General features: G+C 58.0%; 27 protein-coding genes. 13 read left to right on the top strand and 14 right to left on the bottom strand.

Annotated features, from left to right (window positions below; translation table 11 throughout):
* Positions 1 to 46: 46 nt before the first annotated feature.
* A complete protein-coding gene (locus tag VEG30_03570; protein ID HXZ78982.1) occupies positions 47 to 778 on the top strand; it encodes a hypothetical protein in 732 nt (243 codons plus the stop codon).
* Positions 779 to 890: 112 nt separating this feature from the next.
* Here the strand turns inward: VEG30_03570 and uvrC are convergent, their stop codons facing one another.
* On the bottom strand, positions 891 to 2,720 hold the full coding sequence (gene uvrC, locus VEG30_03575; GenBank protein ID HXZ78983.1) for an excinuclease ABC subunit UvrC: 1,830 nt from the start codon (positions 2,718 to 2,720) through the stop codon (positions 891 to 893).
* 357 nt (positions 2,721 to 3,077) lie between these two features.
* Here uvrC and VEG30_03580 point away from each other — a divergent pair, with 357 nt between their 5' ends.
* From VEG30_03580 to VEG30_03590, 3 genes are all read left to right on the top strand, one after another.
* Positions 3,078 to 3,791, top strand: coding sequence for an OmpA family protein (locus tag VEG30_03580; protein HXZ78984.1), 714 nt, complete (start codon positions 3,078 to 3,080; stop codon positions 3,789 to 3,791).
* Positions 3,792 to 4,050: 259 nt separating this feature from the next.
* On the top strand, positions 4,051 to 5,043 hold the full coding sequence (locus tag VEG30_03585) for a PilZ domain-containing protein (protein ID HXZ78985.1): 993 nt from the start codon (positions 4,051 to 4,053) through the stop codon (positions 5,041 to 5,043).
* 187 nt (positions 5,044 to 5,230) lie between these two features.
* Positions 5,231 to 6,049, top strand: a complete 819-nt coding sequence (locus VEG30_03590; GenBank protein ID HXZ78986.1) for a tetratricopeptide repeat protein — start codon at positions 5,231 to 5,233, stop codon at positions 6,047 to 6,049.
* Here the strand turns inward: VEG30_03590 and VEG30_03595 are convergent.
* A complete protein-coding gene (locus tag VEG30_03595) occupies positions 6,018 to 6,650 on the bottom strand; it encodes a hypothetical protein (protein HXZ78987.1) in 633 nt (210 codons plus the stop codon). The two genes, VEG30_03590 and VEG30_03595, sit on opposite strands and share 32 nt — an antisense overlap.
* 206 nt (positions 6,651 to 6,856) lie before the next feature.
* Here VEG30_03595 and VEG30_03600 point away from each other — a divergent pair, with 206 nt between their 5' ends.
* From VEG30_03600 to VEG30_03630, 7 genes are all read left to right on the top strand, one after another.
* The gene (locus VEG30_03600) at positions 6,857 to 7,777 is read left to right on the top strand and encodes a prepilin peptidase (protein HXZ78988.1); all 921 of its coding nucleotides are present in this window, start codon (positions 6,857 to 6,859) and stop codon (positions 7,775 to 7,777) included.
* 75 nt (positions 7,778 to 7,852) lie between these two features.
* Positions 7,853 to 8,434: a hypothetical protein gene (locus VEG30_03605; GenBank protein ID HXZ78989.1), complete on the top strand. Its 582-nt coding sequence runs from the start codon at positions 7,853 to 7,855 to the stop codon at positions 8,432 to 8,434.
* Positions 8,435 to 8,779: 345 nt separating this feature from the next.
* Positions 8,780 to 10,618: an HD domain-containing phosphohydrolase gene (locus VEG30_03610; protein HXZ78990.1), complete on the top strand. Its 1,839-nt coding sequence runs from the start codon at positions 8,780 to 8,782 to the stop codon at positions 10,616 to 10,618.
* A gap of 219 nt (positions 10,619 to 10,837) precedes the next feature.
* Positions 10,838 to 11,797, top strand: coding sequence for a signal recognition particle-docking protein FtsY (gene ftsY / locus VEG30_03615; GenBank protein ID HXZ78991.1), 960 nt, complete (start codon positions 10,838 to 10,840; stop codon positions 11,795 to 11,797).
* 219 nt (positions 11,798 to 12,016) lie between these two features.
* Positions 12,017 to 13,219, top strand: coding sequence for a bifunctional diaminohydroxyphosphoribosylaminopyrimidine deaminase/5-amino-6-(5-phosphoribosylamino)uracil reductase RibD (gene ribD, locus VEG30_03620; GenBank protein HXZ78992.1), 1,203 nt, complete (start codon positions 12,017 to 12,019; stop codon positions 13,217 to 13,219).
* 9 nt (positions 13,220 to 13,228) lie between these two features.
* Complete coding sequence (locus VEG30_03625) at positions 13,229 to 13,873, top strand: riboflavin synthase (GenBank protein ID HXZ78993.1); 645 nt, start codon at positions 13,229 to 13,231, stop codon at positions 13,871 to 13,873.
* A 20-nt stretch (positions 13,874 to 13,893) separates the two neighbouring features.
* On the top strand, positions 13,894 to 14,313 hold the full coding sequence (locus VEG30_03630; protein HXZ78994.1) for a PPOX class F420-dependent oxidoreductase: 420 nt from the start codon (positions 13,894 to 13,896) through the stop codon (positions 14,311 to 14,313).
* 203 nt (positions 14,314 to 14,516) lie between these two features.
* Here the strand turns inward: VEG30_03630 and VEG30_03635 are convergent, their stop codons facing one another.
* The 10 genes from VEG30_03635 to VEG30_03680 form a co-directional block, all read right to left on the bottom strand.
* Positions 14,517 to 15,323, bottom strand: a complete 807-nt coding sequence (locus VEG30_03635; GenBank protein ID HXZ78995.1) for an ATP-binding cassette domain-containing protein — start codon at positions 15,321 to 15,323, stop codon at positions 14,517 to 14,519.
* Positions 15,324 to 15,337: 14 nt separating this feature from the next.
* A complete protein-coding gene (locus VEG30_03640) occupies positions 15,338 to 15,931 on the bottom strand; it encodes a molybdenum cofactor guanylyltransferase (protein HXZ78996.1) in 594 nt (197 codons plus the stop codon).
* 67 nt (positions 15,932 to 15,998) lie between these two features.
* Positions 15,999 to 16,208: a superinfection immunity protein gene (locus tag VEG30_03645; protein HXZ78997.1), complete on the bottom strand. Its 210-nt coding sequence runs from the start codon at positions 16,206 to 16,208 to the stop codon at positions 15,999 to 16,001.
* A 120-nt stretch (positions 16,209 to 16,328) separates the two neighbouring features.
* Positions 16,329 to 16,802 (bottom strand): nuclear transport factor 2 family protein, encoded by a 474-nt coding sequence (locus tag VEG30_03650; GenBank protein HXZ78998.1) that lies wholly within the window; start codon positions 16,800 to 16,802, stop codon positions 16,329 to 16,331.
* A 42-nt stretch (positions 16,803 to 16,844) separates the two neighbouring features.
* Positions 16,845 to 17,567 (bottom strand): PilZ domain-containing protein, encoded by a 723-nt coding sequence (locus tag VEG30_03655; protein ID HXZ78999.1) that lies wholly within the window; start codon positions 17,565 to 17,567, stop codon positions 16,845 to 16,847.
* A gap of 263 nt (positions 17,568 to 17,830) precedes the next feature.
* Positions 17,831 to 18,865, bottom strand: coding sequence for an NAD(P)H-dependent glycerol-3-phosphate dehydrogenase (locus VEG30_03660; GenBank protein ID HXZ79000.1), 1,035 nt, complete (start codon positions 18,863 to 18,865; stop codon positions 17,831 to 17,833).
* Positions 18,866 to 18,878: 13 nt separating this feature from the next.
* A complete protein-coding gene (gene plsY, locus VEG30_03665) occupies positions 18,879 to 19,580 on the bottom strand; it encodes a glycerol-3-phosphate 1-O-acyltransferase PlsY (protein HXZ79001.1) in 702 nt (233 codons plus the stop codon).
* A gap of 74 nt (positions 19,581 to 19,654) precedes the next feature.
* A complete protein-coding gene (gene thpR / locus VEG30_03670) occupies positions 19,655 to 20,236 on the bottom strand; it encodes an RNA 2',3'-cyclic phosphodiesterase (protein ID HXZ79002.1) in 582 nt (193 codons plus the stop codon).
* 28 nt (positions 20,237 to 20,264) lie between these two features.
* The gene (locus VEG30_03675) at positions 20,265 to 21,512 is read right to left on the bottom strand and encodes a competence/damage-inducible protein A (GenBank protein HXZ79003.1); all 1,248 of its coding nucleotides are present in this window, start codon (positions 21,510 to 21,512) and stop codon (positions 20,265 to 20,267) included.
* Positions 21,513 to 21,611: 99 nt separating this feature from the next.
* On the bottom strand, positions 21,612 to 21,977 hold the full coding sequence (locus VEG30_03680; GenBank protein HXZ79004.1) for a hypothetical protein: 366 nt from the start codon (positions 21,975 to 21,977) through the stop codon (positions 21,612 to 21,614).
* Between the two features lie 212 nt (positions 21,978 to 22,189).
* Here VEG30_03680 and VEG30_03685 point away from each other — a divergent pair, with 212 nt between their 5' ends.
* Both VEG30_03685 and VEG30_03690 read left to right on the top strand, forming a co-directional pair.
* A complete protein-coding gene (locus VEG30_03685) occupies positions 22,190 to 22,417 on the top strand; it encodes a hypothetical protein (GenBank protein HXZ79005.1) in 228 nt (75 codons plus the stop codon).
* Between the two features lie 22 nt (positions 22,418 to 22,439).
* A complete protein-coding gene (locus tag VEG30_03690; GenBank protein HXZ79006.1) occupies positions 22,440 to 23,114 on the top strand; it encodes a DedA family protein in 675 nt (224 codons plus the stop codon).
* A gap of 24 nt (positions 23,115 to 23,138) precedes the next feature.
* On the opposite strand, the gene VEG30_03695 is transcribed toward VEG30_03690, so the two are convergent.
* Both VEG30_03695 and VEG30_03700 read right to left on the bottom strand, forming a co-directional pair.
* The gene (locus VEG30_03695) at positions 23,139 to 23,765 is read right to left on the bottom strand and encodes a hypothetical protein (GenBank protein HXZ79007.1); all 627 of its coding nucleotides are present in this window, start codon (positions 23,763 to 23,765) and stop codon (positions 23,139 to 23,141) included.
* A 214-nt stretch (positions 23,766 to 23,979) separates the two neighbouring features.
* Positions 23,980 to 26,421 (bottom strand): N-acetylmuramoyl-L-alanine amidase, encoded by a 2,442-nt coding sequence (locus VEG30_03700; protein HXZ79008.1) that lies wholly within the window; start codon positions 26,419 to 26,421, stop codon positions 23,980 to 23,982.
* Positions 26,422 to 26,592 lie beyond the last annotated feature (171 nt).

Below are 26,592 nucleotides of genomic sequence, written 5' to 3' on the forward strand. Positions count from 1 at the left end.
CTACCCTAGCCAAAGGATGGCTAGGATTGGGCACCCTGATGATTCGATGATGGAAGAGCTTCCCAACCTGGAGCAGCTGATTCACAGCCAGTCCGAGCAGGACCTGAGGTGGGCGGCTGCAAGTCCTGGCTTGACCGAAGATCTGGCGGTGGCGCTGCTCGCGCGGCGTGACCTGCCCGGCGGCGTGCTGCAGGACCTTTCCCGCAACAGCAACGTGGCCAAGCTGCGGAAGGTGGTAGTGGGGCTGGTGTCGCATCCGCGGACTCCGCGACATGTTTCTATTCCGATCATCCGCTCGCTCTACACCTTCGAACTGATGCATGTTGCGCTGACGCCACTCGCACCGCAGGATATCAAGATGGCGGTGGAAGACGCGCTCATCGCGCGCCTGGAGACTGTGACTTCCGGGGAGCGGATTACGCTGGCGCGCCGTGGATCGACACGCATAGCGGCTGCGTTGCTGAGCGATAAGGATCCGCGGATTTCGGAAGCTGCGCTAACCAATCCTTACCTGACCGAGGTCGGAGTGGTTCGCGCGCTGATGCGAAGTGATGTGAGCGCGCAATTTGTCAACGCCGTGGGCAAGCATCCGAAGTGGTCGCTGCGTACCGAGGTACGGATAGCGTTGCTCAAAAATGTCAGGACGCCTGCAGCGCTGGCGCTGGAGATCGCGCAGAGCCTGCCGGCGTCGGTAGCCCGCGAGGCGCTGATGAATTCGAGCCTCCCAGCGAGCGTGAAAACGCATCTGATGTCGCAGATTCAGCAGAGAAAGCGGTAAGTAAGAAGCACGATCGGGTGAAGTTCAGACTGGCGACTCGACATTCACTGCTAATCCAGAGATCCTTCGCCCGCTCTGCGGGCTCAAGGTGACACCTCCCAGAGACGTCTGATCAGCCGATCTGCTTCTCTTGGCCCCGGAAGTAGTTCAGGATGGCTTCGGCCTGGTTTTTGTTCACTACCGCGGAGAGCGCGGCGGCGTCGGCCTGTTTCACGGCACGAACGCTGCCGAAGTGTTCGAGCAGCCGCTTGCGGGTAGTGTGTCCGATGCCGGGGATGGCTTCCAATTCGTTCTCGCGGTCGCGAATCTGCCGGCGTTTGCGATGGAAGGTCACAGCGAAGCGATGAGCCTCGTCGCGGATCTGTTGGATGAGGTGCAGCACGGGGGAATGGTGATCGAGGGCGAGTGGCTCGTCCTCCTGCCCGTAAATGTAGAGAATCTCCTCGCGCTTGGCGATTGCCGCTAGCGGCTGGCTGGTAATCTGGAGTGACTCCAGCGCGTGCGCGGCCGCGTGCAACTGGCCGATGCCGCCATCGATCAGCACCAGGCTGGGCATGGTCTGCTTCTCGTCCTGCACGCGCTTGTAGCGGCGGGTTACGACCTCGCGCATAGAGGCGAAGTCATCCACCCCGTCAACGCTGCGAATGATGAATTTGCGATAGTCGCTCTTCTTCATCTGGCCGTCTTCCCAGACCACCATCGAAGCTACGGTTTCCGCCCCCTGGATGTGCGAGATGTCAAAACACTCGATGCGGCGGGGCAGTTCGGGGAGGGTCATCGCATCCTGTAACGCCTGCTGGATCACCTTGGCCTGTGGCTTCATGACGCGGAAACGCTGGTCGTAGGACTGCTTGGCATTATTTCCAGCCAGGTCGATCAAGGAGCGCTTTTCTCCGCGCTGCGGGATTTGAATTTCGATCTTGTGACCATAAGTCTCGCTCAACAGCTCCTGAAGGACCTCGCGGTCTTCGAAGTCCACCGGCAGGTAGATATTTCGAGGCACGTATTTCTGATCGATGTAGAGCTGGGTGAGCAGAGTGGAGAAGAACTCGCCAGGGTCAAATTCGCCGGTCTCCATGCCGGGCACTTTGTCCCAAAAGAATTCGCGGCGGTCGAGAACACGGCCGACGCGCATATGAAACAAGTTTACGGCCAGCATGCCGTTTTCGTAGTGATATCCGAAGACGTCGGCGTCTTCTCCTTCGACGGCGGCCATGCGCTGCTTTTCCTGCAGTTGCTCAACCGTGGAAATCAGGTCGCGGTACTTGGCGGCGAGCTCGTACTGCTCGGCTTCGGCGGCGGCATTCATGCGATGGCGGAGCGAGCGCGAGAGCTCGGTCTGCTTGCCTTCGAGCAAGAGCTTCACGTCGCGGACGGCTTCCTGATAGCGCGCGTCGGTGGTGAGACCTTGCACACATGGACCCAGACAACGTCCGATGTAAAACTGCAAACAAGGGCGCGGGTGATAGCGGCTGAGATCGATGTTGCAGGACGGAATCAGGAAGTGGCGGTGGATCAGGTCCACAATACGGTACGCCAGATTGGCAGGGAAGTAGGGACCGTAGTATTCACTCCCATCTTTCTTAAGGCGGCGGGTAACATAGACCCTGGGGTAGCGCTCGGCGAGCGTGAATTTGATGTAGGGGAAGGTTTTGTCGTCACGCAGAAGGATGTTGTAACGAGGTTTCTTCTGCTTGATGAGATTGTTCTCAAGAGCGAGCGCTTCCTTGTTGTTGGCGACGACGATGTACTCGATGTCAACGGCGTCGCGCATGAGGCTGCCGGTTTTGGAGTCGGCAACAGCTTCGTCGGTAAAGTAGTTGCGCACCCGGGCCCGCAGGCTTTTGGCCTTGCCCACGTAGATCACTTCACCGGCGGCATTTTTGTATAGGTACACGCCGGGAGCGGTAGGCAGGGTGCGAATTTTGGCGAAGAGATCCATGCAGCGAATTATGGAAAACTGCCTTCTGGGGCTTCCAGCGGCAGGCCAGAACGGCAGATGGAGCATCCGGATATGTTCATGTTAGCAAAACACTTGCTGCGTAAAAATTTTACGCTCAAGTTACAGATGTGCCTGGCCGAAACAATGCCAGAGGAGGGAGGCGAATCGTTGCTGGCTTCTAAGTCGCTGATTTATGGTCGGTTGTGAAGGGATACGTGAACGAGTGCAGCTGGCAGATGGCGTGCTATTTGCTAGGAGGGGTACTTGGTAGTCATCAAGCAACCTAAAGGGCCCGGGATTTACAACTAAAGGAATCGAGAATAACCGTTGGCAAGAGAACTGAAGGAGTTTGCGCCCATGAACCGAGTTTCTGTGATAGCAGTCGTAGCCGCGCTGAGCGTCAGCGCGACGGTAGGCTGCACGAGTAAGAAGTATGTGCGGCAGGAAGTGCAGCCCACGATCAACAAGGTCAACGAGCTGGATGACCTGACGGCTAAGAATACGAATGCGATAAAGGATGTTGATGCGCGTTCCCAGGCAGGCATCAAGGACGTGCAGACGCGAGCGGCGGCGGCCGATCAGAAGGCGCTGGCAGCTGGGCAAGCTGCGGATCAGGCACAGACGGCAGCGAATCAAGCCTCAAACCGCGTGAATTCGCTGGCCAACACGGTGGCGAATCTGGACAACTACCGCCCCGTGGCAGAGACGGCGGTGCACTTCGGGTTCGACAAGTCGAACTTGACGTCGAAGGCGAAGGAAGCGCTAGATCAGCTGGCCGGCGAGATGGGAAGTGCGAAGAATTACATTCTGGTAATTGACGGCAATACCGATTCGGTCGGGCCGGCAGACTACAATTATCAGCTCAGCCAGCGGCGTGCGGATGCGGTGGTGCAGTACATGGCCTCCAAGTACGACGTTCCTGCTCATAAGATCTTTCTGATTGGCTTGGGTGAGGATAAGCCCGCGAGCGACAATAAGACCGCAAAAGGACGGGCGGAGAACCGCCGCGTCGATGTACGGCTGATGACCAACATAAGTGACCAGCCGCCGACGCAAGCCAAGAACGAATAGTTTCGTCGGTTTAGGCCCCCATGGAAGAGGCCATCATCCCTGAGATGGCCTCTTTATCTTTTAATGACCAGCGATCCACCCTATTGATTACAAACGTAATTTGCTGATTCCAGGAAGCGGCGGTTACTCTCGTGTCTGAGGATTAAAGAAAAGTCAGAAGTGTGATCGGGTGAAGTGAGAAGGAAGGAGCGGAAGTTTTACGCCTTTCGCTCTCAGTCCCGCGATCGGACTTCGTGCTTTCGAGAGGAGCCTTGTTTTTATGGGCCGACGCTACGCGCCGCGTGTTCCCGTTTCTATCCCTGTGTGGGTGTTTGGAGTGGAAGCTAGTGGTCTGCCGTTCGCACAAGCAGCGCAAACGGTCGAAATCAGCAAGTCGGGCGCGATGCTTGAAGGCATGCGATACGCGCCGCGGTCTGGCGGGATTGTGACCGTGCAGTGTGGCCAGAAGAAGGGCCGATTCAAAGTTATCTGGGTGGGAGAGAAGAACACGCCGAAAGCAGGCAGGCTGGCGATCCGCGCGCTGGAGCCGGCTAAGTTCGGTTGGAGCGTATCGGTGCCGGAGGCGTCCACTGATTTCTTCCGGACGGCGGAAGATGGTTCTCTGGAGACTAGCCAGCTACCGAGCCGCGGAGAAGCTGACTCGAAGAGTGGCAAGAAACTGCGTCGGCGGCACGATCGTTTCAGTTGCGAAGTGGTTGTCCAGGTCTGCCGCGAAGGCGGTGGCAGTCCCATGTATTGCCAGATGAACGACGTGAGCACGAGCGGCTGCTACGTGGTCACGCGGACGCCGCTGGTGGTCGATTCGCGGGTGGAGTTTATTTTTCGCGACCGCGGCTCCGATGTGAAGGGGCGCGGGGTTGTGCGTACTTCGCATGCGTGTCTAGGGATGGGGATAGAGTTCACGAGCATGCAGCCAGAGCACAGGCAGGCACTCGACAAATTCTTGGCTCGTCTCGCAAATCAGTCACTGAAGCCCAATGTCGATCAGGATGTCGAAATACTGAAGCCTATAGTGGCGGTGGCACCAGCCAAGCCTGTTAACGGAGATACCAGCTATTACATGCCGGGGGCGGAGAATTTCCGCGCAGCTCAGGTGCTGGAGCGTCTGCTGCAAGTGTTTCGCGAGTCGGGCGCGCTGAGCCGGGAAGACTTCATGAAGATTCTGCTGGACTCACAGTCGAATCAGAGGAAGCAGGCCGACGCCATCGACTACGCCTTTTCGGCTGCTCCGGCGACGCCGCAGATCGTCTGAGAGGTTGTAAGCGAGCAATCAGCTGTCAGCAGAAACAATCAGGCGATACACACCCCGCTGCAGATCCTTCGGCGGCTTCGCCGCCTCGTGATGACAGCCCAGATGGCGGCTTGTGATCACAACCCGGACAGCCATAATCGGATAGAATTAGCTGAGTATGTGCCGCCCCTCGTGGCCGTTGTGTCTAATGGTGTTCCTGGTTCTTAGCGCGCCGGTTTCATTGGTTGCGCAACAGCAGGGAAGTGACCTGCCCGACGCGCCCCAGCCTAGCAGTCCTCCTCCTGCAGCGAACACCCAGCAACAGAATCCTCCCGCTGCACCGGCTGACGACCAGCAGGATTCCGACCAAAAGCCGGGCGCCATGAAGCGGGCGAAGCGGCATCTGCACGACCAGATGTCGAGCGGCTGCATCAATGCGGTGATCAAGCAGGGATGCTGGGGAAAGGACAAGGAAGGTCAGCAGGACGGTGCGGGTGGTGATCAGGGTGGGAGCAATCAGGGCCAAGCACAGAAGCAGACACAGCCTCCACTGCCGGAGGGGCAGAAGGTTCCGCGATCCAGTCCACAGAATGGTCCGAATGAAAGCTCCAGCAAGGATGGTGAGGGCGATCTGGGTCCCATACCCGACCGCTACAGCAGCCCCGGTGCGGATGACGTCAAGGAGATGCAGAAGTGGGATCCGCATCGCGCCGCGAAGGATATTGAGGTAGGCGATTACTACTATAAAGAGAAGAATTATCACGCCGCGGAAAGCCGCTACCGGGAGGCGCTGGAGTGGAAGCCGAACGATGCGCTAGCTACGTTCCGACTGGCCCAGGCGCTGGAGAAGCTCGGCAAAAACGAAGAAGCACGAAAGAATTATCAGACCTACTTGAAGATCCTCCCCAGCGGGGAACTCGCGCCAAAGGCCAAGGAGGCGCTGAAGAGGCTGCCGGCTCCGCCTGTCAATTCCAGCGAATTGAATCAGCCTTCGTCTACTTCTCCGCTCGCAGGAACTCCCCGGTAGAGGCGTCCACCGCAATCTTCAGTTTGGGTTCATTCCTGTTGGGACCGTAAATCACGTGCCATAGAAGCTTGTTCTCGGCGTGGTTCCAATCCACCACATAATTCACGTTGGAGGTGGGTTCTTTCTTTAGCAGCTTGTCTCCGCCGTGCTGGTCAGCAGTCTTAGCTACCGCATCGGAGTCGGTCTTGAGGAACGCGATATCGAAGATCTGTGTGGAAGCGTTGGAAGGATTGTAGCTGTCTTCGCTGCTGAAGGTGATTCCTGGTTCGGGAGCATCTTCCGATTTGATGCCTGACCAAACGAAGGTTTTCAGGGCGCGACGGTTGGCGGAAGCAAAGCCCGCGCGCCAGATGCCGGATTTGCCGTCCTGTCCATTGGCTTCTTTGGTGGGCTGGGATTCCAGGCGAAACGGCTTGCAGTCAGGCGCCCAGTTACGCGCCGCGATATACATCTTGGTGATGGCTTCACGGCCGCTGTAGAGCGTTGGCTGCGCAGGAGCTTTAGGCGCCGCAGGATGCTCGGCAGGCTTGCTGGGCTCGGAAGTGCACGCTGGCAGAAGTGCCAGCAATAACAGCAGGAAGGCAATCAGGAACTTGGGCACCGTGCTACCCCCGTGGCAAATTGTAATCGAGCGTGCGGAATTGTAAGCGGGCAAAGGCTGGTCGCTCAAATGAGGATTTGAACGGACTCGGTTTGGCACGCAAGATCATGTACCGCCGTGATCCCGGGAGCGTTGGCAGGCATAATGAAGCCGCCAATAACCGACATATAATTCTGGGGTCTCCAGAGAAACCAGGATAGGCAGGAATGGGTGTGTTCTTCGGGCTAGCGATCTTTCTCTTTGGATTGGCGTTCGGAAGTTTTCTGAACGTCTGTATTCACCGGATCCCGCGGCGGGAGTCGATCGTATTTCCGGGGTCAGCCTGTCCGAAATGCAAGAGCGCGATCCGAGCCTATGACAACATCCCGCTGGCCAGCTGGCTGATATTGCGAGGCCGCTGCCGGCAGTGCCGCACGCCCATTTCGCCACGCTATCCAGCCGTGGAACTGCTGCTGGGCTTGCTGTGGCTGGCTTGCTACGCGCAATTTGGTTTGAGCCTGGGAACGCTGAAGTACTGCGTGTTTTCTTTTTTGGTTGTTGCGCTGATCTTCATCGATGCGGAATGGAAGCTGCTGCCGGATGCGCTGACCCTGCCGGGGCTGTTGCTTGGGATTCTGTTCAGCCTGATAGTGCCGGTCCATGATTTGCTGATGAGATTCGTTCCCAGCATGCTGAGGCTGTCGCAGGGATGGCATGCACCATGGCGGCTGTTGTCGTTAGCGGATTCGCTGTTAGGGGCGGCGGTGGGAGCATCGTTTATCTATGGTGTAGGTGTCATCTACCTGCATGCCCGAGGCGTGGAAGGTATGGGGCTGGGCGATGTAAAGCTGATGGCCATGGTGGGTGCGTTTCTGGGTGTCAAGCTCACAGTGGCTACGATCTTTGCGGCATCACTGGTGGGATCGCTTTTTGGACTGTGGACGATCCTTTTTGTGTGGTTGAAACGCACTCGGCGGCGCATGGAACGCAATCATGAACAGGCGGCGGTAGCGCGGCGGCGGGCCTGGCAATCGGCGCGCATGATTTATCGCTATTATCAGATCCCATTTGGAGTATTTCTGGGAAGCATGGCCATTGCGTCGTTATTTTTTGGCAACTCGGTTTGGCATTGGTACTTTGAACTTTAGACTTCTGATTCGTGGACTCTTGGTGAGTTCGAAAGCGGAGTAGAATTCGTCCTGGATCAAGGTCGAGGAATGATTATGAGAAGAAAAATTCAGCTCGTCATTGCAGCCCTGGTGGTATTCGGTTTGTGGAGCATGGCGGCAGCGCAGTCGCTAGGTGATGTCGCCAGGGAAACACGCAAGCAGAAGAAACCGGCCACAGGCAAGGTGGTTACGAACGACGACATCCCAACGCAGGACAATATCTCGACTGTACCTTCGGTAGCGACGGCGGCGGCGAGTGGCGACCAGTCGTCAGACAGCAACGCAGACGCCCAGGCTACCGGCGACAAGGCTGCTGGCAAACAGGAGAAGGAAGAGAACAAAGACCAGAAGGAATGGGCGGCCTGGAAAGACAAGGTAGAGGCGCAGAAGAAGTCGGTCGCCGACCTGGAGAAAGAGCTAGACCTGATGGAGCGCGAGCACTCACTGCGCGTAGCGTCGTACTATGCCGATGCCGGACAGCAACTGCGCGACTCCAAGAAGTGGTTCGAGGATGAGCGTGCATACCAGGCGGATCTGGAAAAGAAGAAGAAGGATCTCGCGGACACCAAGCAGAAGCTCGACGACATGCGCGAGGAGGCGCGTAAGGCCGGGGTACCTGGGTCGTACACGGACTAGGGCTGAAGCAATCAGCCGTCAGCAATCAGTCTTCTCTTAGGTGCCAGCGGGCACTTCCTCCAATCCGTCATTGGGCTCACACCGGGGGGCACGGCCTTTGGTGCCTGCGGGCTGGTGCCAGGAGATCCAGCGGAATAAGCATAGCGCGCAAGCGATGATTTCCTGGTGGGCCGGCTGGGACAGCTTGCTGTGATGCAAATGCCGTCCCTCCCGGATCAAGGCTAAGTACTTCCGTAACAATCAGAAGCCGGAAAGCATGCCACCCTCCCCGAGACTTCGGGATAAAATCGCGCAATCTGCTCCCCTGCGTCTACGCAGTTCCCCGGGAGCGGGCAAGGACAGAAATTGGACGCTCCTTCGAGGGGACAACAGACGCTGGCCAGCCGGCTGGCGACAGTTCGCATACCGATTCTCTACCTGATCGTAGGCGTGCTGATCGCAATCAGCGTGGTGCCGATGTACTTCTATTCCCACGAAGTGGTTGGCATTAACCGGGAACGGCTTATCTCCAATGAAAGGCTGCTGCAGACCCGGATTACCCTGTCCCTGGGCAATGAAATCGCTCAAAAGCTCAACAGCCAGGATGCCATGTTGAGCAATCTGTCCTCCGCGATCCAGATCACCAGTGGAGGCAATGTCGGCGGGGAGAGCGTGAATGCCCCCGAACTGCGAGCCTTGCTGGAGCGATTCGTTTCCTCTTCCAGTGATCTGGCTTATGTCACTCTGCTGAACAGCGACGCCAAAGGGCAGGCGGTTGGGCGTATTTCTCCCGACGAATTTCTGCAGCATGAGATGGAGCGCGCCTTTACGGCCGCGCGCGATGGGCGCGCGTACAAGGGGCAAGCGCTTTCATTGGGGTCGGGGAAGAACCGGCATGTGGTGGTGCTGGTGAGCACGCCTCTGGTCGCGGACGGGCGCTTCAACGGGATGCTGGGAGCGGCAGTGGATCTGGGATTTGCGATTCGCAACCTGAACGATGTCAGCACCGCCAACATGCTGACCTACGTGGTGGACCAGCAGGGACGGTTGGTGGCCGCGCCGGATTCAACTCATTTTGCCACCGGACAGGATATGACCCGCTTCGACATCGTGAAGAGTTTCGTGGACTCGGCGGGCAAGGCACGCTGGTCAGCTAACTATCATTTCGCCATCAACGAGAACGGCCACAGCACCGAGATGCTGGGGACATACAGTCCCGTGCCCACGATGGAATGGGCGGTGATCGCGCAGAAACCCCAGGATGATGCTTATCGTGGAGTGTACGAAATGCAGCGCACGGCGCGCTGGCTGGCGCTGGCGTCGGTGCTATTGGCTTGCCTGGTAGGCATCGTGGCGACGCGGCGGCTGACCACTCCATTGCGAGTGCTGACGGAATCGAGCCGGGCGATTGCTCGCGGCGACTTCAGCCAGCGCGTCAATCTGATGAGCCGCACCGAGATTGGGGAATTGGCTCAGACCTTCAACAGCATGAGCGATGATCTGGAGCGGCTGATCCGAGATCTGAAGAAAGCCGCCGAGGAAAACCGTGAGCTGTTTCTGGGCTCCATTCAGATGCTGGCGGGCGCGGTCGACGAAAAGGATCCGTACACGCGCGGCCACTCTGACCGGGTCACACGCTTCTCGGTGCTGATTGCCAAAGAGCTGGGGCTTTCGGCTGAGGAAATCGAGAAGGTACGCATCGCCGCCCAGCTGCACGATGTGGGAAAGATTGGAATCGAAGATCGTATTCTGAAGAAACCGGGTGCACTGACTCCGGAAGAATACGATGTGATGAAATCGCACACGGTGCGGGGAGCCAACATCCTGCGGCCGGTGAAGCTGCTGGCAGAGATGATCCCCGGAATCGAGCTGCACCACGAGTCGCTGGACGGCAAGGGCTATCCGTACGGCCTGAAAGGGGAGCAGATTCCATTGGCGGCGCGCATTATCGCGGTGGCTGACACCTTCGATGCCATGACTACCAACCGTCCCTATCAAGCGGCATTTGATCCAGAGTATGCGGTGCGTATCATCAAGACGCTTTCCAAGACGCGCTTTGATGTGTCCTGTGTGGAAGCATTGGCCAAGCTGTTTGAACGTGGCGAAGTGCGCGTCCGGCGTGCGGCAACAGTCTCCCAAGAACTTCCGCAACCCTTAGCACCAGCAGTGGCAGAAGGAGCCGCGGCGGGCGCGAGCGTGGTGTAGCAGACTGCTTTCACCTCCAACCATTGTGACGCTTCCTCTGGTCTGACCGCCCTCCCGATATAATTGATTTTTGCCATCACGAGCTGGCGCTCGTCGTTGTTGCCGGCTTCGCACGGCTGTTGAGGACTAGAGGGGTTGGCTTAGAGAGCGGCTGGAAGCCACACCCGTTCAAGACAATTCCGCATTAACACTTTGCAGTTTGTGGGCCAGGTTGGCTTTATGATCCAGACCCTTTTTGGCAGTACGGAAGAGGCGCCCAAGAAACCCGGTTTATTCGAGCGCATGAAGCAGGCGGTCTCGCGAACCCGGGAGAACCTGAGCGAGCGCATTGAAGAAGTGGTCACGGTTGGCAAGGAGATCGACCGCGACACGCTGGACGACCTGGAAGCGACGCTGATCGGGGCCGATCTCGGCCACAAAACCACAGCTCAGCTCATTGCGAATCTGCGGGAGAAGGCGGACCGCAAACAGATTGCAGATGCGGCCGAGCTGAAACGTTTGTTGAAAACCGAAGTTCTGAATGTATTGCAGCGAGCGCACGTCGATCCGGTAGCGGCTGTGGATGGCGAACCCGAGGTGATCCTGGTGGTGGGTGTAAATGGCACGGGAAAAACCACGACGATCGGGAAGCTGGCGCATGTGTTTCGTGGGGACGGGAAAACTGTGTTGCTGTGTGCGGCAGATACATTCCGTGCCGCTGCTATTGAACAATTGGAAGTCTGGGGCGATCGCACGGGAAATGAAGTGATCAAAACGAAAGCCGGTGGCGATCCGGCGGCGGTGCTATTTGACGCTCTCCAAGCCGCTAAAGCACGCCATATTGACTACGTGATCGTGGATACGGCGGGCCGGTTACACACCAAATCGAGTCTCATGACGGAACTGGAAAAGATGCGGCGGACTGCCCAGCGGATTATCACAGGCGCGCCTCATGAGGTCCTGCTGGTAGTGGATGCGACGACTGGTCAGAATGGACTGCAACAGGCCAAGCTATTCACGGAGTCTGCCGGGGTTACTGGGATTGTGCTAACAAAACTCGACGGAACCGCGAAAGGCGGCATCTGCGTGGCCATTTCGAATGAATTGGGATTGCCCGTCCGTTACGTGGGAGTGGGGGAGAAAGCCGCCGACCTGCTTCCTTTCGATGCTGAGGAATTTGTAGATTCGCTGTTCGAGTGAGACGTATTGGCCGGACTCGATTTACGCAGAACGGCGGAGAAGCAGGTCCCTCGACTGCGAAAGCCGTTCGCATCCCAAACGATCTTCTTCGCTCGGGATGACAATTGGGATGACAATTGGATAGTAGAGTCTGGCACTGGCAACGTTTGACCCTATTGAATGCCAGATCGAAATTGTACGTTTGAAACGGTAGCGGCCACCTCCAAAAAGCAGCAAGGGATGATGAGCAAGACTGAGATTGAAGTGCGGGACGTGAGCTTCACGCAACAGGACCTGTATTTCATGCAGCGGGCCCTGGCATTGGCTCGCCAGGGAATCGCTTTGACCTCGCCGAACCCGTGTGTTGGGGCTGTGATAGTGAGTTCCGCGGGAGATGTCGTAGGCAGGGGTTCCCACACCTACGACGGAACAAAGCACGCCGAGGTGCTGGCGATTGAGCAGGCGGGCGCGCAGGCGCGCGGGGCGTCGCTTTATGTCAACTTCGAGCCCTGCAGCCATGTGGGGCGCACTCGCCCGTGTGTGGAAGCAATTATCCACGCCGGAATCATTCGCGTAGTAGCCGCCATGCAGGATCCCAACCCTGAAGTCAGTGGCCGTGGTTTCGAAGGGCTGCGCGCAGCCGGGATTGCGGTTGAAGTCGGTTTGTGCGAGACGGAGGCGCGCGCGCTGAATGAGTGGTTCGCGAAATATATCCGAACTGGCACGCCACTGGTGACGCTCAAGGCAGGCATGACTCTGGATGGGAAAATCGCGCCACCACCGGGAGAATCAGGGGTGGTTTCCGCTTTGGGAGCAGCGGGAGCGGCTAGCGGCTGGATTACCAGCGAAGAAGCCCGCGCTCACGTGCAAGAACTGCGTCATGCCAGCGACGCCATTCTATCTGGGGTTGGCACGGTGGTGGCCGACGATCCATTGCTCACCGATCGCACGGGACGTCCGCGGCGACGGCCGCTGTTACGGATTGTGCTCGACTCGCGGCTGCGGCTGCCTGTAGAGTCGCGAATCGTAAAGACGGCGGCGGAAGGCAGAGATGTTTTGGTCTTTTGTTCCTTCGTCGATGAAAAGCGGCGCGAGGAACTGCTGGCACGCGGTGTGCGGGTGGAGCAAACGCCGCTGGGCATTCGCGATGGACGGCCAGATCTGCGCGTGATCCTGAAGCGGCTGGGCGAGATGGAGATCACCAGCCTGCTAGTCGAGGGGGGCTCGCTGGTGAACTGGTCGGCGCTGGAATCGGGGATTGTGGACAAGGTGTTTTTGTACTACGCACCGAAGATCCTGGGGGGAATGGGAGCGCTGCCGTTCGCTTCGAGCAGCGGCTTTCGGCGCGTGAGCGAGGCGGCCACTATAAGGCACATACAATTGCATCGTTTCGGGGAAGATTTTGCAGTCGAGGGCTATCTTAAAGATCCTTATCGCGAATGAGGTGAGCCTATGTTTACCGGACTAGTCGAAGAAGTAGGCAAGATTGTGGAGATCGCCAAGGTCGAAGGAAAGCGCCGTCTTACCGTCGCTGCGCGGAACGTTACCCGCGAACTCCAGACGGGCAACAGCATCGCCGTGAATGGGGTTTGCCTGACGGCAGTGGAGGTCGCTCCCGATTGCTTTGGCTGCGACTTGGCGGAAGAGACGTGGATCAGGACAGCATTCTCGCGCATCCGCGAAGGGGCGCTGGTGAATCTGGAGTTGCCGATGAAGGCCGATGGCCGCATGGGCGGACACATTGTCCAGGGGCACGTGGACGGCACCGGAAAATTTCTGGGGCTGGAGAAAATTCCGGGCGCCGAGGATTACTGGCTGCATATAGAGGTGCCTGCGGAACTGGAGAAGTACATTGTCTTTAAGGGATCAGTATCGATCGAGGGCATCAGCCTGACGGTAGCGCGGATCGAAGGCAACAGCCTGACCGTGGCGATCATTCCCCATACCTGGGAGATGACCAACCTGCGCTCGCTTGAGCCGGGAGATCCGGTCAATATCGAAACCGACATCATTGCCAAGTACGTGGAAAAGCTGATTGGCGGGGACCGCGCCCAGGGCGCAATTTCTCTGGAGCGTCTGGTAGCCCAGGGCTTCTAATCCGAAGGAGGTCTGGATTCATGGCGCAGAAGGTGACCGTGGTAGCTCAGAGAATCCCTGAAAAGTATGCCGACCTGTTCAGCAAAAGGGCTTTCGCAAGCCTGGGCACGCTAATGCCGGATGGGTCGCCCCAGGTAACACCGGTTTGGATCGACTATGACGGTTCGTACGTAATCTTCAATTCAGCCAAGGGCCGGCAGAAGGATCGCAATGTGCGTCGTGATCCACGGGTGGCGATCGCCGTGATCGATCCGGAGAATCCGTATCGCTACATCGAAATTCGTGGGCGAGTGGCGGAGATCACGGAAGAGGGCGCGGACGACCACATTAATAAGATGGCCAAGAAGTATCTGGGCGAAGACATCTATCCGTTCCGCCAGCCGGGGGAAGTGCGAGTGATCTATAAGATCGAGCCGCTGCACATTCATGGGAATGGGTAGGGGAGTCGTAAGCTGGTAAATTGGAAGCGGGTAAGCTGAATGCAGGACACTCAAGATCCAGGTAGTTGATGCACCGCCTTTTCTCTGCAAGAACAACACCAAGTGTGGATTCACCCGATGATTGTCATCACGAGCGGCCGTAGGCCGCGAGAGATCTGCAGTTCAAGTCTCTTCTCCCTTGGTGCCCTTCATGGTGGAAAAGCTTATGGTGCGGAGGGCGCAGCAGCGCCTGGTTTTGGCGGTTCCATGCGGAAGTGAGAGAGATCGAATTCATCAAGACGCAGGAATTCCTGCACGATCTCGACGTTTGATTTCTTCATCTCGGAGACGGTGCCAAAGAACACCACACGCGCTTCGTGCAGGAAGACGATGCGGTCGGCGAGCTTTTCTGCGAGCCGCATATCATGCGTGACCACGACGCTGGTCAACTTCAACTGAAACTTTAATTTTTTTATCAAATCGCCTAATAATTGAGCCATTAGAGGATCGACATTGGTCGTGGGTTCGTCGTAGAGAACGGCTTCTGGCTGGGCGGCGAGGGCCCGCGCGATGGCGACCGATCGTTTCATTCCGGTGGAGAGATCGGAAGGCAACAGCTCGCGCATGTGCTTGACGCCGGTCATGTCGAGCAGTCCATCCACGATCTGATAGATCTGTTCTTCTTCCAGGTCGCCGCGCTCACGCAGCGGGAAGGCGACGTTTTCGCCGACACTGAGGGAATCGAACAGCGCCCCGTTCTGGAAGACCATGGTGACCTTTTTGCGAATTCGCTCAAGCTCGACTTCGCTGTAGGCGGTGATGTCCTCGTAAGCGATGATGACTTGGCCGGAATCAGGCTTCAGGAACCCCATAATCTGGTGCAGCGAAACTGATTTGCCAACGCCGCTGCGGCCGAGGATGCAGAGGGTCTCCCCGGGAATGACCTGGAAGCTCACGTCGCGCAGGACGTGATTGTCGCCGAAAGCCTTGGAGACGTGCTTGAACTCGATATAGGGTTGCTGGTCCGCCATCGCTCCCCAGCCTACTATAACCCGAAATTGCGGCAGGCGCGCTCCCAGTCTGCTGGGGTGTTCAGGTTGTCGAAAATCGCTGGGGACAAGCTTAGTCGCTGCAGCTCGGCATCGCCAATAATGCAGGCGGGCACGGATTCGAGCAGCGGCTCGATTTTATACCTCCCAGCCTGCAATGCGGCTTCCGCGGTGAGCAAAAACGGCTTGCGATACACTGCGCACAGCGGCTGATACTGGTCGGAGGTACGGGGATAGGTGACCACGGCGGACAAGGCAGCGCGCGCGTGGTCGATTTCGTAGGCAAGGAACTTCGGAGGGACAAAGGGAGTATCGAGGGCGAGGATGAGGTTCAGGTCGGTTTGGGTACAACTCAGAGCGGCATGAATTCCGCCCAGCGGTCCGCAGCCGGGAAAGATGTCTTGCGTCACCACGCCATAAGGATCGAGCTTCGCCCTCTGGCCAATCAGCACAACGTCTTCCGCAACTGCTTTAGCCAGCGCAATGGCGTGCTCCAGCAAAGTGCGGCCGTTGAAGGGCAGAAAGGCCTTGTCGCGGCCCATGCGCGAGCTTTGTCCGCCCGCGAGGATGAATGCGGTCAGGTCAGCCATGGAAAGGAATTTGTGATCGGGTAGATTGTAATCGGCAAATCGACATTCGAGATTATTGTTGAGGGCATCAGCGGGCGGGTGCGGGGATGTCCTGCTTGGAAGCCCAGACGAGCGCGACAACCCATCCAATCATGGTCCAACCGAGAAAGAGGTTGAGCAGGAAGATGCCGAACGTATCTCGCTTGCTGCGCACCACAGCTATGATCGTGGGGACAAAATAAAAGAAGACACCAAACCCGAAGAAGGGAAAGAAGAAATGTAAGGCGAAAAGAGTCATGGCTGAGCCCTCTCGCTCCGAATTCAGTCTAGCACCGGGTTGCAGCGCGATGATTGCGCGAGCTAAGAGGATTCGGGCGAGTGCTGATTCGGGACCGCTTAGCGAGTCTGAGTTGGACGGCTACGGTGCAGGAGCGCCGGGGGCTGACATACCTGCGACGATCTGCCAGCCGCCACTGGTTCGAATCCAGGTATGAGTAATCCTGAGTGTTTGTGGCTCGCCGTGGCCGAGGTTGTCCGCCCAAAGAGAGGTCAGCCAATAGTGAGTAATAATTAGGTTTTCGACGGCCTGGCTGGCTGCGGGTGTCAGGGTGAAGGACTTCAGCCGCAGTCCTTTGGCTGTGTACAACGAGATCCAATCTGTAATGTGATCCTTTTTCACGGGCTTGGAACTACTCAAAGGCCAGCCCAGGAAATTCGGGTGCCACAAGTTGCGGTAGCTATCGAGGTCGAGGGCCTTGACGTAGTTCCAATATGCCTGCTCAAGTTTCCAAACGGCTTGCTCGTCAGGCGACTGCTGCTGGGCGGAGGCAAGAGAAGCGTGCAGCGCGAAGAATATTGTGGCTACCGCGATGACGAAACTCCGCGGCTTCATAGATCACCTCATGCGATGGGGCCAGGGTTCACCTGAACTGATTCACTTCACGTACTGAATGCCATATTCCCTGAGCTTATCGTCCAAGTCTTTCTCCCACACGATACGTCCGGGAACGAAGATATTGGCGCCACCAGGAGTAAAAGGAACTGCGATCTCTACCCACTGCTCCACGGGATATCGCTTGGAAGTGCGGAAGCGCACGCCGCCGCGAGAGATATCCGCAACCGTGACCACATCCTCCACCCCAAGGGGCTGCCGCACGCAGGCCGCCAGCCGCATCCGAGTGCGAGGCTGGCGTCGGCGATCGCGGCTGGGCAGCGGGACGTGAATTTCAGGCGGAGCCGTCTCTTCTGGCGATGTTTCTTTGGTCTGTTCGGCGCTGGTCTCGTCGGCTTCCACCATCTTCCAGATGGTGAGGCCGCCACACTTAGGGCAGGAACGCGAGATACGATGGTTAGCTTCGAAGATCTCGAACTCGAATTCATCCAGGTTGCTCACTTGCCGTGTGCCGCAGGCGCAGCAGCCCAGCAAAATGCGCACCAGAGCCTTGTCCGCCTCGGAGCGAGGAGGAAAATGAATCCCCCAGAAAGAGGTGCTGGGATTGAGCAGGGCGACTCCGTAGACGTGCCCTTCGCTTTGGATTCCGACTTGGCCGATGACGCGGGAAGGAGCCTCCTGCTTGTGGCCGACACGCCGGATCACGATCTCCTGGCCTGGCCCGAGGGTTCGGCGAATGAGGATGCTGGCACCATCGATGTTCACGAATTCAGTTCGGGCGGGTTCGACGAACTCCTGACCTGTGAGATCAATGCCGGATACTTCAATCGCAATGGCGATGGAGATTCGATCGCTGCGCCGACGCTGGACTTGCGTGGAAATCTTTCTTGTCCCTTCTTACTGACAAGACCTGAACACCAACTAGGGCCTGCCCTCAGATCAAGAATTGCTAGCTTCGACCAATGGAGCGAAACTCAAAAAGCCGAATTCTATTTTGGCGTTCACCACAACGTGCAATCCATCGCGCATCAGGTAACGTAGAGCGCCACTTCACTGGTGGCACGCCGAGTCATGAGCTCGCGAATGGCTTCTCGCGGCTCGCGGCCGTCATGGAGAATGGCGTGCATCTGCTCGGTGATGGGCATTTCTACGCCCATCTTTTTGGCCAAGCCCATGGCGGCGTTGGTGGTGAGCACTCCTTCGGCCACCATGCCGTGCATGCCGGCAATAATTTGCTTGAGCTGGTGCCCTTGACCGAGCTCTACACCGACGGATCGGTTGCGGGAGAGCCCGCCGGTACACGTCAAAACCAGATCTCCAAGCCCAGCCAGGCCCGACATGGTTTCCGGACGCGCGCCACATGCCACCGCCAGTCGCGAGATCTCGGCCAAGCCGCGAGTAATGAGCGCGGCAATCGTATTATGCCCCAGTCCGAGGCCATCGCAGATCCCAGCGGCAATGGCAATGATGTTCTTCAGCGCACCACCAAGCTCCACGCCGATGACATCATCGCTAGTGTAAATCCGGAAACTGGGATCGCTGAACTCGGATTGCACCCGCGATGCCAATTCGGGACTTCGCGAAGCCACCGTGATTGCAGTGGGGTCGCCGCGCGCCACCTCGCGCGCAAACGATGGACCCGAGAGGGCGCCGATGCGGGGCGCGCTCGGCCAGCCTTGAGTGCAAATGATCTGACTGATCACTTCCGTCATCCGCAGCAAGGTATCGTTTTCGACGCCCTTGGTAGCGCTGACGAACATCATCTCAGGCTTCAAGTAGGGTGCCATCTGTTGGAAGAGGCGGCGGCAGTGATGCGAAGGCATCACGCTCACCACAATTTCGGCGTAGGTGAGTGCTTCTTCCAGGCTGTTAGTTGGTATGACCGACAGAGGGATGGGGAGGTCAGACAGGAACAGGCGATTGACAGCGGTCTGGGTAATTGAATCGCAAACTTCCTTCTCGAAGGCCCACAGGCGAACATTGTGCTTGCCATGCTGCCGCCCCATCACAATGGCGAGGGCGGTGCCCCAGGCGCCTGCACCGATAACCGCTATGTCGCTCACGGCTGTCCTTTCATCATCGTTGCTTTAACTCGAAGCGGTGTTCGGTGCCGGCTAGAAGTCTCCGAATATTCTGGTGATGCCTGGCAATTATGAGCGCTGCCGCGACGAACATCGCCGCCAACACAGCCGGAGTAGCACTACCGCGGTAAAGCAGCCATGCAAACACAGGAAAGCTGGCAGTGGCGATGATGGAGGCGAGCGAAACATAGCGCGAGGCGACAACCACAGCCAGAAAAATCATTATCACTACCCCGACGGCCTTGGGCGCGATCGCCAGAAACGTTCCTAATCCGGTGGCGACGCCCTTCCCGCCCTTGAATTTTAGCCATATCGGGAACATGTGGCCCAGGATGGCAAAGACGGCCGCCACAGTGGCGATCAGATATCCGAAATGCGCATTGTGGGCGACGATTTGCCCGAGGACCTGATTGGTTTCGATTTGTTCGGGCGTGGCGAGAATTGAACCATGTGGTGTCAGCTGCCACGCGAGCCAGAGGGAAAGCATGACGGCTGCGTACCCTTTGGCAGCGTCCAGCAACAATGTGATCACACCCAGCCACTTCGCTCCCGAGCGGATCACGTTAGTAGCGCCAATGTTTCCGCTGCCGGTCTGGCGAATATCTTGGCCGCGAAACATGCGGACGAGGATGAAGCCAAAAGGAATGGAACCGAGCAGGTAGGAGACGATGGCGACGATGAGGTAGATACGTATCACGGCGCTGTGGCCAGATAGGCCCAGCCGCAGATTATAGGGCTTTCTCCCGGGCGCGGAACTACCAAACGAGATGCTCAGCCGAGTGTGAACTTCTCGAGCTTCGTGTACCTGGCTCCGCCGGGCGAGAGCTGGCTGAGATAAAGATAAAATTCCCGCGCCGTCATTGTGCCGAATTCAGGGCTGGGGAACGACGCCAGCTTGTCCACCAGCCGCTTCAGCCTGGGATTGGCGCGCTCTCCTGGCTTGGGGCGTGGAGATCCTGAACCCGCGCGGGCGAGGGTGAGGTGAGGATGAAAGGCATGCTCCTCGCGAGGGATTCTGAGAGAGGCAGCAGCTTCGTCGATGGCGCGGGCCAGGGAAGTGAGATGTTCGTCTCCGTGGATTCCTACCCAGAAAACGCGTGGCGACGTCGGACTGGGAAAGAAGCCAAAACCTTGAAACTCCACTGTGGTCGGCTGCCCTCGAACTGCGTGAAGCGCTGACTTCAGTTTTTCGACTTCCGCCTCCGGTTTCTCGCCCACGAACTTCAGGGTGAGGTGGAATGATTCCGGCCGCACCCAGTTAGCGTCGGGTGCGAAGGCACGCAGTCCTTCGCAGAATCGCATAATGCGCTGGCGAATCTCCTCGGGAATATCCAAAGCTATGAAGATACGCATACGCAAATGGCAGCTTGAAGTGGAGACATCATGTTTTCATCAGCCGCCGACGAATCATGTCGAGGGCCTGCTGGGTAGCAAAACGGCGAATGCGCTCGCGGTCACCGGGGAAACGCCGTTCCACGACTTCTGTCCCCTGATCATCTGCGACAGCATGAAAGACCAGGCCCACAGGCTTTTCTGGGGTGCCCCCGGTTGGGCCGGCGATGCCTGTGATTCCCACACCGATGGTCGCCCCCGTCTCGTCACGCACACCTTCGGCGAGTGCCCCAGCGACCTCCTCGGAAACTGCCCCATGCTGCGCGATTAACAGGGGGGGGACATTAGCAAACAGCGTCTTGAGATCATCAGAATAAACAATGGCGCCGCCGAGGAAATATCGCGAACTCCCAGGGGGAGAGGTCAGGCGCGCGCCCAGCAATCCGCCGGTACAGGATTCAGAGACGGCGATAGTGGCATTTTTGAGTTGCAGATAATAGCCAACAATCTGCTCCAGGCTTTCTCCGCGCGAGAAGACGTGATCGCCTAATTCATCCTCTAGCTTGACCGCCAAGTCCTCGACGCGGCTTTCAGCTTCATCCTGCGAACTCGCCCGTGTGCTGAGATGCAGAGAGATTTCGCCGCCGGAGGAAAGAATAGTCGTGTCCACGCCCTCGGCGGCTTTATAGATGGGGGCCACTCGGGCATCCACGTCCGACTCACCGATCATGGCGATACGCAGCACGCGGCGGGCGATGTATTGGGACGGAATTCTTTCGCGCAGGCGCGGCAAGCACTGCTCGTCGAACATGGGCCGGATCTCATAAGGCGGGCCGGGCAGCAGCATCACATAGCGGTTGCGGCCCTCGACTGCGGCCTCCAGCCATTGGCCCGGCGCCGTGCCAAGTTGGTTGCGCAAAGCTACCGCGCCCTCGATCAGATCTGCCTGCTTTTCGTTATTGGGAGGCATGCGGCGACGGCGCGCCGCGAACATGGTGTACAGTTCGGTAATCAATTGCGGATCGCGATTGAGTTCGCGGCCGAGCGCATCGGCCACAGCTTCGCGAGTGAGATCGTCTTCGGTTGGACCCAGACCGCCCATGAAGATAACGATGTCGGCGCGCCGCAGGGCCGCGCGTGCCACGTCGGCAATTTGCTGGCGATGATCGCCGACTACGGTCTTGAATGCCACCTGCACACCAATCGAGTTGAGCTTGTCGGTGAGATAGAGCGAATTGGTGTCCTGAAAGTTCGGCGTGAGCAGCTCCGAACCGATGGCGACAATCTCGGCGAACACGGTGCCAGTGTAAATGAGGGAGCGAGCCGCACAAAGTTCAGGCGGCTCGCGGGTTTCGCATAGCTAAAGAGGCTGATCCGGCGTCTGGCAGCCTTGAGATCAGCGTCCCGCCTGGGTCTGTTCTCCTTCCAAGATCAGTTGCCGTTTGGGGAGTTGGATTGAGGTCAGGACCTTCGAACCATTCTCTTGCTTAACGATGACGGCGGTCCTGCCGTAAGAGTTGGTTTGATCGGTGATCGTCGCGGGCGCGGTAACCGAGGTTTTCCCACGAGTAAAGGTGACTTGCACCTCGGGACCAGCACCTTCCCAGCTCAGTTTGTAATCGCCAGGAGCAAGCTGCGAACTGCCAACCGTGACCGCGTCAGAGATGGTGACATTAGCCGTATTCTTATCCGCAGCCAATACGCTCATCGCCACCAGAAGAAGGGAAGCCATGAGCGTACAGGTGATCTGAACTCTCCTCATATTCCTCCTGCGTGAGAGATTTCTCTGTTCCACAGACGCGCTGCGCTTCGAGAAGTTAGCTGTGACTTGAAGGCAGCTAGAAAGAGTTGGGACGAGCTCCGAAACACGACAGAGCTTTTGGTTCAATGCAACTGAGATTGCGACGGCATGCACCTTCGGAACCACCACTTCCATTGACTCTACGGCTCGGGGTAGTTAGTCTCTAAGTGCCTATGGCAGTCAAAGCAATTCAGTTGGGACAGGTTTGGCGCAACCAGGCTGACTCCCGAACCTATCTCGTCACCAAGGTCTACAACGAAGTCTTCACACAATATGTCATTCTGCGTAACGCCGACGCTACTGCAGCCTCGGGAGACACCATTCGCATTAAAGTGGAGAAGACCGGTGAGGGTGTAACCTTGCCCGGTTATAGCTTCACGCAGGATTCTGAGGACTTCTGAATACCGCCTGCCTCACTTTTTCATGATTGAACAGATCATTGCCGCACTGAGCGGCTTCATCATCGCGGTCATCTCCGGAAGCGGATATCTCGGCATCATGCTGCTGATGGCTATTGAGTCGGCCTGCATCCCCCTGCCCTCCGAAGTGATCATGCCGTTCTCCGGTTACCTGGTGTATGTCGGGCGCTTCAAGCTGCTGTGGGTGGCGACGTTTGGCGCTCTGGGATGTAATCTCGGGTCCGCCGTAGCTTACTGGGTGGGCTACCACGGCGGACGTCCACTGGTGGAGAAGTATGGCGCGTATGTGCTCATCAGCGAAAGCGAACTGGCGTGGGCCGACCGCTTCTTTGCGCGCTACGGCAATAGCGCGGTGTTCATCAGCCGCCTGCTGCCGGTGATTCGCACGTTTATCGCGCTGCCTGCGGGAGTTGCGCGCATGCCGCAGCTGAGATTTCACATCTACACCTTTGTGGGATCCTGGCCGTGGTGCCTGGGATTGGCCTGGATCGGATTGAAGCTGGGAGAGCGGTGGAACACCGATCCGCGGCTGAAAGCCTGGTTTCATCGTTTCGATGCAGTGATTGTGGTTGTGTTGGTCGCGGGACTGCTGTGGTTCGTGTGGTCGCGCTGGCAGCACAGGATGCGGACAGCGGAAGTAAGATCGGAGGAAGTGGGATCGGGTGATCGGGCGAAGTGAGATCGCGAGAAGCGAGATCGTACTTCACAGGATGCCGACGGCGCGTGCGGCCAGCAGAACGACGATGATGAGCGAGATGGTTGCTTGCAACATCATGCCCAGTTTGGCGCCGCGGGAGAGCACGGCAGTGTCAGTGGGCGAGAAGGCCGTGCTGGTGTTGAAGGCGAGAAATAGATAGTCCACAAAATGCGGCGACCAGGAAGAGTCTGGGTCCCGCAACATCTGCGGGAAGAGGAACGAGCTTCTCGTGGCGCCATCCCTGCGTTCTCGCCGGCTAGGACCACCGGCATCGAGTTTCCAGTACCAGAGCGCGAACACCAGAACATTAGTGATCCAGAGTGCGATTGCCGAGCGTAAGAGGGTGCCCGGCGGATCACGATGTTGCGGCAGGCCTGAAATCAGCAGAGCTAAAGACGTGATCAGGGCCGCTGTAATCACCGCATTGGCGACGAAGGTAAGAGTCCGGGTCACATCGTAGCGGCCGAGGTGGTAGGAAGACACTATGGGAATCAGCAAGAGGAAGATAATTGCCAACAGCAGCCAATCCGGACCAACGGAGAGTCGCGGCGGCATGGCGAGATACACGAGGGCATCGGCCAACATGGCGATGAATGCGGGCCAGCGCGGTTCACGGACAATTTGAGTGGTCATAGAAATCCGAAGCGAGTAAATGGTAATCGGGCAATCTGGACGGCGGCAATGAGGACAGGAAAGAAGTTAGATCGGGTGAAGTGAGAAGTGCGATCAAGTGATCAGGTGAAGTGGGATCGAATGGGACGCCCGGCCTGCTGACACAGATGCTTCGCCCGCTAGGCGGGCTCAGCATGCCCCCGCCAACTTCTAAGTTCTGACTTCAAACTTCGCATTAGTTCATTCCTGCTTGTGCGCCGGACGGACCGGCTTTGGCGAGGGTGCGCGTGCGCTGGACGTTGTTGGCAATGCCGGTGTAGAGGGCTTCGGCAATTTTTTCCCGATAGCTATCGGTCATCAGATTGACGGCATCGGTCTTGCTGGTCATGAAGGCTATTTCCGCCAACACGGCGGGCATCTGTGCTTCGCGCAAAACCACAAAGGGGGCGGTTTTGATGCCGCGGTCACGCATCGGGTTCCCCTTGCGCGAGAGAGCGCGGAGCAGAGACTTCTGAACATCAGTCGCGAAGCGGCGGGCTGCGGCCTTACTGCTCGAATTGGCCGCGCTCACGCCGGTGGGCAAGGGCGAGACCTTGACGCTTTCCATGGCTTCAGAAGAAGAGTTGAAGTAGAAGGTCTCGACTCCGTTGACAGTTTTGTATTGGCTGCTGTTGGCGTGAATGGAAATAAAGAAGTCGGCGTGAGCATCGTTAGCGGTGGCTACACGCGAATCGAGCGCCACAAAGCGATCGTCGGTGCGCGTGTAGATCACCTCAGCGCCCAGTTCCTTCTCCAACAGGTGGCCAAGTTTCTGGGCTACGTCTAAGGTCAGATCCTTTTCCATCAGCCCAGCGCTGGAAACCGAGCCGGTGTCGTGCCCGCCGTGGCCGGGATCAACCACGATTTTGATGCGACCGGGATGTTCCGCCGGATCGGAAATGGACTGCGCAGAAGCTTGCCATTGCGCCACTTCCTGGGCGGGCGAAGTTACCTGCGCCGGCGTCTTCCTGGAGTGTGCTTCTTTCTCAAAAAATTCGATGATCAGACGAGGGGGATTGTCGGCCAGCGATGCAGTGTAAGAGCCAGCAACCTTCAAATCAAAGACAATGCGGGTCATGCCGGGCTTGTATTCGCCCATGCGAATGCTGCGGATTAGGCTGTCGTCCACCGCGAACTGTTTTTCATGCACGTCCAGAAGCCGGGTGTCCAGATCGAAATAGACTCTCTCCGGGTCGTGAACCCGGTTGGACGAATACTTGATGGATTTTTCCAGCTGGATCGTCATCCGCGAATAGCCCGGCCCGGCCCAGTATTGCACATGCTCGAGCAGTTGCCGGCTGTCCTTGGCGGTGAGCTCCTCAGGATTGAGCGCGGCCGCGGTTTGCATAGGCCTGGGCGCGGCGGCGTCGGGCTTGGCACCTTCAGCTTCGGTCTTGGTGCTCGCATTGACAGTCGGCTTCTTTGCGTGCAGAGCGAAATGCGATTGCATCCAGTCGACCATCGGCAAGCGCCACATCCAGGCGCCAGCAAACATCACCGCCACCAGAGCGCTCAGCAGAAACGCCAGGCCGCCTAGTTGGCGGTCGCTGGCATCCGGGAGCGGCTTGGGTGTCCAGTAGGGAACTGGAGCTGTGGCAGGCTCGGCTTCTCCTACGGTATGGGCATGGCGCACCACGCAGCTAACGTCATCCAGGTCCTCTTGCCAATTTGCCTGGGGTTCAGGATCGGAAAGGATTTCCTCCGCGTGCTCGAGAATGGGCGATGCCGCAGCAGACGCAGGCGGTGACGGCGGTTTCTCCGCTGGCTCCGGCATCTCTACTCTTGCCAGCGACTCCAGTGGCGAGCGGCCATCTTCCAGCGTCCCGGCCACGGGCTTGTTGATGAATACTCCGCTGGTAATTGGGGGCGCGGTGTTGGGTGGCAGCTCCAATACCGGCCCAAGGTCGAGTTCTGACGTCTTGAGGCTCTGCGGGACGTGAACAAACGCAGCTTTGGGGTCGGCTGCAGTGGCGGAGGGGCCGTGAGAAAGTGCGAAATCTGTGTCTTCGGGATTCTGATTCAGCGCGTCGATAACCAGCGCTTCGGCAAAGCGCAGGGCCCGCACGTCGCGATATTGGAACTGATAGGCTCTCTCGGAAAAAACACCCAGCAGGCCCATCAACTCCGACCGCCAGCGCAGCGGGTAGTACACCATGGATCCAATGCCCAGCTTGCGGGCACTGACGGGGTCGACGCGAGTGTCGGTGGATGTGTTTACACAGATCCGAGGCTCGCCTGAACGTGCACATTCGCCGGCAAGGCCACGAGTTGCATCGAGGTAGGAGCCAACCTCGGGCGCATGCGAACCGCTGCGCGCAATGCAGATCATGGAATCGGTGCGGCCGAGCGCGATTGCGGCACCGGAGGCTCCAGTTAAATTCTGAACGCTGGCGGCGATACGGTGCAGCACGCTCTCAATGTCGCCGTGGACGATGGGCGGAACGGGAAGCAACTGGGCGGCGCGGAGAGGAGCATCAGTCCGCCGTTGCGGAACAATGCGAAGCTCTTCTTGTTGAATGGTATAAGCGAAGGCGAGAAGGACCTGCAGGGCGTCCCAGTCGGGAGCTGGGGCGCCGGAGGCGCGCACACGTATGCGGTGCAGGCCGCGACTACTGCTCGGCTTGTCATTCGATATCAAGATTCGGGACCCTGATAGCCGTCCAAGTGACTGTGGCTTATCAGGTTGTGGCCCATGGCATTATTTTGCACGATGCCCTGTGATTGCAAGCTCCGTTCGTGCTATCTTTCGTGCGAACCTAAACCGGCACGCCCCGGGGCTAGAAGATCATCTGGTGACAATGTACCTTTC

The sequence above is a fragment of the Terriglobales bacterium genome, assembly GCA_035624455.1.
Classification (GTDB): domain Bacteria; phylum Acidobacteriota; class Terriglobia; order Terriglobales; family Acidobacteriaceae; genus DASPRM01.

Bases quoted from the DNA above. Each gene is read 5' to 3' on its own strand.
- VEG30_03680 (HXZ79004.1), bottom strand. From the start codon at position 21,977: ATGAGGAGAGTTCAGATCACCTGTACGCTCATGGCTTCCCTTCTTCTG.
- VEG30_03640 (HXZ78996.1), bottom strand. From the start codon at position 15,931: ATGGCTGACCTGACCGCATTCATCCTCGCGGGCGGACAAAGCTCGCGC.
- ribD (HXZ78992.1), top strand. From the start codon at position 12,017: ATGATGAGCAAGACTGAGATTGAAGTGCGGGACGTGAGCTTCACGCAA.
- uvrC (HXZ78983.1), bottom strand. From the start codon at position 2,720: ATGGATCTCTTCGCCAAAATTCGCACCCTGCCTACCGCTCCCGGCGTG.
- VEG30_03650 (HXZ78998.1), bottom strand. From the start codon at position 16,802: ATGAAGCCGCGGAGTTTCGTCATCGCGGTAGCCACAATATTCTTCGCG.
- VEG30_03690 (HXZ79006.1), top strand. From the start codon at position 22,440: ATGATTGAACAGATCATTGCCGCACTGAGCGGCTTCATCATCGCGGTC.
- VEG30_03695 (HXZ79007.1), bottom strand. From the start codon at position 23,765: ATGACCACTCAAATTGTCCGTGAACCGCGCTGGCCCGCATTCATCGCC.
- VEG30_03685 (HXZ79005.1), top strand. From the start codon at position 22,190: ATGGCAGTCAAAGCAATTCAGTTGGGACAGGTTTGGCGCAACCAGGCT.
- VEG30_03570 (HXZ78982.1), top strand. From the start codon at position 47: ATGATGGAAGAGCTTCCCAACCTGGAGCAGCTGATTCACAGCCAGTCC.
- ftsY (HXZ78991.1), top strand. From the start codon at position 10,838: ATGATCCAGACCCTTTTTGGCAGTACGGAAGAGGCGCCCAAGAAACCC.
- VEG30_03590 (HXZ78986.1), top strand. From the start codon at position 5,231: ATGGTGTTCCTGGTTCTTAGCGCGCCGGTTTCATTGGTTGCGCAACAG.
- VEG30_03630 (HXZ78994.1), top strand. From the start codon at position 13,894: ATGGCGCAGAAGGTGACCGTGGTAGCTCAGAGAATCCCTGAAAAGTAT.
- VEG30_03585 (HXZ78985.1), top strand. From the start codon at position 4,051: ATGGGCCGACGCTACGCGCCGCGTGTTCCCGTTTCTATCCCTGTGTGG.
- VEG30_03645 (HXZ78997.1), bottom strand. From the start codon at position 16,208: ATGACTCTTTTCGCCTTACATTTCTTCTTTCCCTTCTTCGGGTTTGGT.
- VEG30_03580 (HXZ78984.1), top strand. From the start codon at position 3,078: ATGAACCGAGTTTCTGTGATAGCAGTCGTAGCCGCGCTGAGCGTCAGC.
- VEG30_03600 (HXZ78988.1), top strand. From the start codon at position 6,857: ATGGGTGTGTTCTTCGGGCTAGCGATCTTTCTCTTTGGATTGGCGTTC.
- VEG30_03635 (HXZ78995.1), bottom strand. From the start codon at position 15,323: ATGGCGGACCAGCAACCCTATATCGAGTTCAAGCACGTCTCCAAGGCT.
- thpR (HXZ79002.1), bottom strand. From the start codon at position 20,236: ATGCGTATCTTCATAGCTTTGGATATTCCCGAGGAGATTCGCCAGCGC.
- VEG30_03625 (HXZ78993.1), top strand. From the start codon at position 13,229: ATGTTTACCGGACTAGTCGAAGAAGTAGGCAAGATTGTGGAGATCGCC.
- VEG30_03605 (HXZ78989.1), top strand. From the start codon at position 7,853: ATGAGAAGAAAAATTCAGCTCGTCATTGCAGCCCTGGTGGTATTCGGT.